General features: G+C 64.3%; 1 protein-coding gene. It reads right to left on the bottom strand.

What is annotated here, in order from left to right:
- The coding region (locus N1F91_RS30860) for an AMP-binding protein (RefSeq protein ID WP_289997742.1) at nucleotides 1-2,035 on the bottom strand (2,035 nt) is incomplete at both ends.

Here is a 2,035-nt window from a genome sequence, read left to right as displayed (position 1 = left end):
CCGACATAGCCCCGAGCAAGACCGGCTCCGGCAATGTACATCTCGCCCCAGACCCCGACAGGGACAGGCTGCAAGGACGCCGAGAGAACGTGGATCTGCGTGTTCCAGATCGGAGAGCCGAAATTGTCTCCCTCAGGCTTGAGGCGACCGACGAGGCTGTCGCCGGCCACTTCCGACATCCCATAGAAGTTCCAGAACTCCGCATCAGGAACCTGTACCTGCACCCTGCCGATCAGATCCAAGGGCGGCGCTTCCCCACTCAGCACAACCCGTGCATTCCGAAAGACAGTCTCGAAGCGGGGCATGGCTGCCAGAGTGCTTAGAAGACTTGGCACCAGCGTCATGGACACACGGTCGCATTCGGCAATTGCGGGCGCTGCCTCGTCCAGAAGGCTCGTCGGCCTTGCCACCAGAATCAGGCGTTGACCAAGCCTCAGCCCTTGGAGAAGTCCGTTGTGATAATCGATGAAGCCAAAGCTGTTGGCCAGGATGACAGCCTGCAGCAGCGATTGGTTCAGACGATCGCGACCTTCTTCGAACCCGAGGCAAAGCAATCTGTTCAGAACGCCGCCTTGTGTATTGCCCACACCCTTTGGCCGTCCGGTGGAGCCTGAGGTGTAGATGACATAGGCGAGATGGTCCGGGCGCAGCGGCTGGTGGCGCTCGACATCGGCGACCCGGTCGGTGCTGTGACGGTCGAGCGTTGCCGCGAAGCTCGCATCATCAAGGCAGAGGATCTGGGAGGGCCGGTGGGCTGAGGTTGGCGCGTCGATCCCGACAGCGTCGTCGGGAACGATCTCTGCTCCGACCCCGGTGCCCTCCCGCGCGCTCAGCCCGAGTTGTTCCAGCACATCGCTTGTGCCGAGCAGCACATTGGCGCGGCTGTCGGCCAGCATGAAGCGCAGGCGGTCCCGGGGATAGTCGGGATCGAGCGGCAGATATGCACCGCCAGCCTTGAGCACGGCGATGAGCGCCACCACCATCTCGAAGCTGCGCGGCAGCGCGATCGCCACCACGGTGTCGGGACCAACCCCGCGTCCGATCAGCTCACGCGCCAGGGCGTTGCTGCGCGCCTCGAGCTCGGCGTAGCTCAGGGAGGCATCCCCGAACACGACAGCCGCAGCAGACCCACGCTCAGCGGCCCGATCCGAGAGCAGGTCGGGCAGCAGGGCGCCCGGCACGTCACGCTCCGTCGCGTTGAACCCGGAAAGCAGCGCCACATCCGAAGGCGGCGTCAGCGACAGCGAGGCCAGCGGGGCCTCCCCACCGCAATCCGAAAACTGCTTCAGAACCCGCTCAAGGATCGCCATCCACCGCGACACCGTCACTGCATCGAATAGATCCGCGTCATATTCCAGCCCGCCATCGATGCCGCCGCCGGCCTGCGGACCAAGCGACAGGCTCAGATCGAACTTCGCCTCCCCAAGACCAACAGACACAGCAGAAAGCGCAAGGTCACCAAGCCGAAGCTCGCCAAAACCCTGGCTCTGCCAGGCAAACATCGCCTGGAACACCGGGCTGTGCGACAGGGACCGTTCCACACCAACCCGCTCGACAACCCGCTCGAACGGGGCAGCTTCATGCTCCAGGCCCTCGCGCACAACGCGTCCGGTCTGCGACAGATAGCTTCCCAGATCCACTGCCGCCCCAGGCGAAAGCCGAAGCGCAAGCGTGTTCACGAAGAACCCGATCAGCCCGCCACTCTCCGCCTGAACCCGGCCAGCACTCGGGCTGCCGATCACCACCTCGTCCTGACGTGACAGAAAACTCAAGACCAGACCGAACCCGGCAAGCAGCACCGCGTAAAGCGTCGTCCCATGCGCCAATGCAACACGCTCCAGGGACGCACGCAGCTCCGCATCCAGACCAACAGCCACATGGCCGGACCGACGACGACGATCCGGCACCCGATCGCGATCCAAAGGAAGATCCAGAACCTGAGGCGCACCCCGAAGATGCGCCTCCCAATAGCCAAGCGCCCCCTCCAGCGCGCCAGCTTCCAGCCAGCCCCGCTGCCACGAAGCCCAGTCCGCAA

The organism is Aquibium sp. ELW1220, assembly GCF_030398385.1.
In the GTDB taxonomy this organism is placed as follows: domain Bacteria; phylum Pseudomonadota; class Alphaproteobacteria; order Rhizobiales; family Rhizobiaceae; genus Aquibium.
This window is presented reverse-complemented; position numbering and strand designations above follow the sequence as displayed.